Raw genomic sequence first — 3,762 nt, 5'->3', positions numbered from 1 at the left:
TTTTCAAATCCAAGCCATGATCCACCTATGATCTCTTTTATTTTTTCCTGATCGTGTTTTTCAAAATCAGCCAGGATAAATTGGCCTTTTGGCTTGAGTACCCGAAAAACTTCAGTGATTGGCAGTTCAGGCTGCGAGATATGGTGTAACACCATATTCAGTATTGCTGTATCAATTTCTTGATTTTTCATTGGAAGATGTTCAAGTTCACCCAATCTTAACTCGGCATTGTTCTTACCCGAAAGCCTTAACCTTGCCTGCTCCAACATCTCAGGAGAAGCGTCTATGCCAATCAGCTTATGCGATGTTTTTTCAGACAGTATTTCAATGAGCTCTCCTGTCCCGCACCCAAGATCTGAAATATTTCCATGAAAAGATAGTTTTTTTTTAATCATGGAATTCAAATCAAAATTGCCTAACACCTCTTTTTTCAATCGATCCCACTGGGGTGCTACTGTTTTAAAGAACCGTTTTGTTCTATTTTGACGAATTTTGATCATTTCCCGGGCTTTTTCCAAATCCTGACCAATAATATCTTCTTTTTCAATACTTTGATCAACCAAAGAAATGAACGTCTTTACTACAGTATTTTTTACGGCAGAATAGTAGATAAAACTTCCATCTCTTCGAGAGGTTAAAAGTCCCGATTCCATAAGTATTTTCAAATGCCTTGAAACACCGGACTGTATCATATCCACAACCAGAACAATTTCATTCACATTAAGTTCATACTGCTGCAACACGTATAGCAGCCGAAGACGGGTCTTATCAGAAAGTGCCTTAAAGCATTTAATCAGTTCCATCACACAAAAATTTTAAAAAATTATCCTATGGTATTATAGAGTTATCTCCTGCCCGAATTTAAGAACCTGACAGTTTATGTTTATCTTTTCAAGCTTTTTATTAAAAGAGTCCGGATCAACCTTTATCACGTCAAAAGTATTGTAATGTATTGGAATTGCACACTTTGGCTTAACAAAAGAGCAGGCTTTGACAGCATCGTCAATACCCATGGTAAAATTATCACCAATGGGAACAAGTAAATAATCGATTGGATGCAATTCACCAATCAGTTTTAAATCCAAGAATAAGCCGGTATCTCCCATATGGTAGATAATTTTATCCTGGATAAATATGATAATGCCTGTGGCGGAACCAACACACTCTTTATCCGGTGTAACAGAACTGTGCAGCGCCTGGGTTAATTTAATTTTTCCGAAATCAAATGAATGGGCACCGCCAATATGCATATTATGTGCTTTTACACCTTTTGATTCAATATATGTGGCAAGTTCATTTTCACAAATACACAGGGAATCACATCTTTTAGCAATACTTAAGGTATCACCAAAGTGATCTCCATGACCATGGGTAAGCAAAATATAGTCTGCTTCAACATCAGCTGCAATAACAGGCGAAGTGGGGTTTCCATCAAGAAAAGGGTCGATTAAAAGCCTGGTACCATTATCCAGTGTGATTAAAAAAGAAGAATGTGAAAAGTATTTTAGCTTCATATCAATCTCCTTATTTATTTTACGGTCAAAACAGGGCAATGGGCTTCAAGTATAACAGCTTGTGCCGTGGATCCAAAAATCAGTTTTCCAACCTTTGAACGGCTTCTAACCCCCATAATAATTTCGTCAACATTCTTTTCTTTGGCAAACCTTACAATATCTTCTCCCGCTTCAAGACCGCGAACCAGCAAATGTGTTTCGCTTTTAATCCCATAATCATCAAAATATACCTTTGCCTGTTCAAGATTTTTTTCCGCATCGGTGAATTTCTGCATTTCTGACTTATCCCCACCGATCATAGAGGTTACAATCAGAATTTCACCATCAAAAGCTTTTGCATGTTCAACTGCAATATCCATCAAATCTCTACCAACATCGGTTCCTTTGTAGCCCACCAGAATCTTCATTGTTAATACCTCGTTTTTTATTATAAATAATCATTCATTGATCACTACAGATAATAGGATAATTTTATCAGGATTTTCAATACATTTATTTAAAAAACTGACGCTAAAGGAATACCTATAATATTCCGGTCAAGATAGATTACATTGTCGCCTCTGTAAAGAACAATGCCAAAGGGTACCCTCTCTTTGTCTGGGATTCAATAAAGCTCTTCATACCGCGAAGAGACTGCTTTTTGATCTGAACTCCGCCCTTGACCTCAATGGGGATCAATTTATCTTGATATTCAATTACAAAATCGACCTCAGCACCGTTATTTGTACGCCAGTAATATACAAAAGCCCCTTCATGTTCATAATGTTTCAGGAATAAAACGCAATCAGCCGATATACGTGTTGAAATGTATCAATATCACCGACCTGGGCCAGATCCCTCAGGTCTCTTTCAATATAAGTGCTGACATAATTTTTAAACCATAGTAATCCGGCCTGTCTGGTTTTCAGATTATGAGTTTTAGGATACCCGCCATATAAAATGAATTTTAATTTGGCATTTCATAAAACCAGTTACTCCAATATACAGATTTTTGATTTAGTTCAATCAGTCCGGGTGATTTGAGTCGTCCGTTTCCGTTGATGGGTAAAAATTTACCCACAATTGTTACATTTTTTTCTTATTTTATTACATTTATTTCATAGGTAAAAACCCCTATAAAGCTCTAAAAGTATTAAAAAATGGGGTTCATGATATTGTAAAAACATGGTATATTTCTTGCATGCATTATAGCAAACAAAGATAAAGCCAAACCTGTTGAGAAGCAGGGACGGAATACCACGGGTCTTAAAGATAGCCGGGTTGCCATTGAGCATCTCGGTTTTTTATTTATGAGCCCACCAATTTGATATTATAAACAAATTCTAAAGGGGGAAGTAAAGGTGAAGCAGATGAAAAAATTTACATTCATTACAGGCATATTGCTGCTGCTGGTACTATTTCCATTGGCATCCCATGCACAGGTGCCGGGGCAGATAAATTTTCAGGGGAAAGCAACCGATACAGACGGTAATTCCTTAAATGCAAACTATGACATGAAGTTTCATCTCTATGATGACCTCACTGGTGGAAATAAACTTTGGAGTGAGGAACAGAATGTTCTGATAACCGATGGCATTTTTAATGTCAATCTTGGCGCAGTCGTGCCACTCTCTGAAGATATCTTTTCTGTTCCTTTTGTGGGTATTGAAGTTGAGATCTACAATCCAGATGAAGCTGCCTGGGAGATACTGACCCCGCGTCAGCGCCTGATAAGTACTGCCTATGCCTTTCATGCCGATACTCTGGACGGTATCGACTCTACTGCTTTTCTCAGCGCAGACGAGGGCATGGTTGATCTTGATCTCAATAACCTGCTGGTGCAGGGTGCCGGCAGCTTTGATGCCACGGGGGAGGAAGGGACGGTTTACCTGGGGGATTACGGAAATTACATCAAGGCCGTTTACGATTCCGGGGTCCGCATCGGAGCCTATAATGCAGAAGATGCGTTGGTCATTCAGCAAGTAACCGGTAACGTGGGTATAGGCACAATAAATCCCATCAGCAAGCTTGAGATAAGTGATGAAAACACAGCGGTATCTTATTATTCTTCGGCATATGGAGACAGCCAGTTCTCGTCTCCCATGTATTTAGGAAGAAAGGCGAGAGGAACATCTACAGCCCCAACAGCAGTTCAAGAGCATGATTTACTGAATTACTTTGGTGGAAAAGGCTATGGTGGAACATCGTGGGGTTCTGGTTCCAATGCAGGAATTAGTCTTTTGGCCTCAGAACATTTTAATGATACATC

The 3,762-nt window shown here is 38.9% G+C and carries 5 protein-coding genes and 1 riboswitch; of the genes, 1 reads left to right on the top strand and 4 read right to left on the bottom strand.

Going from position 1 to position 3,762, the window contains the following annotated elements; genetic code table 11:
* From K8S13_RS06680 to K8S13_RS25615, 4 genes are all read right to left on the bottom strand, one after another.
* Positions 1–803 (bottom strand): metalloregulator ArsR/SmtB family transcription factor (locus tag K8S13_RS06680; RefSeq protein ID WP_291461413.1); only part of this gene is annotated, 803 nt, incomplete at its 3' end.
* 33 nt (positions 804–836) lie between these two features.
* Positions 837–1,514, bottom strand: a complete 678-nt coding sequence (locus K8S13_RS06675; protein ID WP_291461412.1) for a metal-dependent hydrolase — start codon at positions 1,512–1,514, stop codon at positions 837–839.
* Between the two features lie 14 nt (positions 1,515–1,528).
* Positions 1,529–1,921, bottom strand: coding sequence for a universal stress protein (locus K8S13_RS06670; RefSeq protein WP_291461410.1), 393 nt, complete (start codon positions 1,919–1,921; stop codon positions 1,529–1,531).
* Between the two features lie 139 nt (positions 1,922–2,060).
* Positions 2,061–2,285 (bottom strand): DUF4143 domain-containing protein, encoded by a 225-nt coding sequence (locus K8S13_RS25615; RefSeq protein WP_367172541.1) that lies wholly within the window; start codon positions 2,283–2,285, stop codon positions 2,061–2,063.
* Positions 2,286–2,709: 424 nt separating this feature from the next.
* Positions 2,710–2,782: riboswitch (cyclic di-GMP riboswitch) on the top strand.
* Between the two features lie 81 nt (positions 2,783–2,863).
* Here K8S13_RS25615 and K8S13_RS06665 point away from each other — a divergent pair.
* Positions 2,864–3,762 (top strand): hypothetical protein (locus K8S13_RS06665; protein WP_291461409.1); only part of this gene is annotated, 899 nt, incomplete at its 3' end.

The sequence above is a fragment of the Desulfobacula sp. genome (genome assembly GCF_021107415.1).
The sequence above is the reverse complement of the archived record's forward strand: the minus strand, read 5'-3'. Positions and strand labels throughout refer to the sequence as shown.